We start from the raw sequence: 306 nt of genomic DNA, 5'->3' as shown, positions 1-306 counted from the left end.
ATCCTGACCCTGGACGGCTCGCTGGATACCGCGGTAGTCGGTCAGTCAGTCACTATCCTGCTCAATGAATATCTGGATATTTCACGCGGCGATATGCTGGTGGATGCACAACGTCCAGCCACCCTGCAGAAAACAGTCAAGGCTGATTTGTGCTGGTTATCAGAAGATGCGCTGGATGTGCGCCGCAAATACTGGCTCAAACATACGACCCGCCAGGTTGCTGCGCGGGTAACAGCCATCGATACCATCCTTGATATCAATACCCAGCAACGTCGTCCGGCTGATAGCCTGAAACTGAATGATATC

Annotated in this window: 1 protein-coding gene; it reads left to right on the top strand. The window is 52.6% G+C overall.

All coding sequences use genetic code 11. The features are described 5' to 3' along the window. A partial coding sequence (locus tag KDM89_RS21410) for an elongation factor 1-alpha C-terminal domain-related protein (RefSeq protein ID WP_438947540.1) occupies nucleotides 1–306 on the top strand: 306 nt, incomplete at both ends.

It is taken from the genome of Cognatundibacterium luofuense, assembly GCF_018139685.1.
GTDB classification, from domain to species: Bacteria; Pseudomonadota; Gammaproteobacteria; order Burkholderiales; family Burkholderiaceae_D; genus Undibacterium; species Undibacterium luofuense.
Note: the sequence above shows the minus strand (reverse complement) of the source record. Positions and strands in the feature narration are given on the sequence as shown.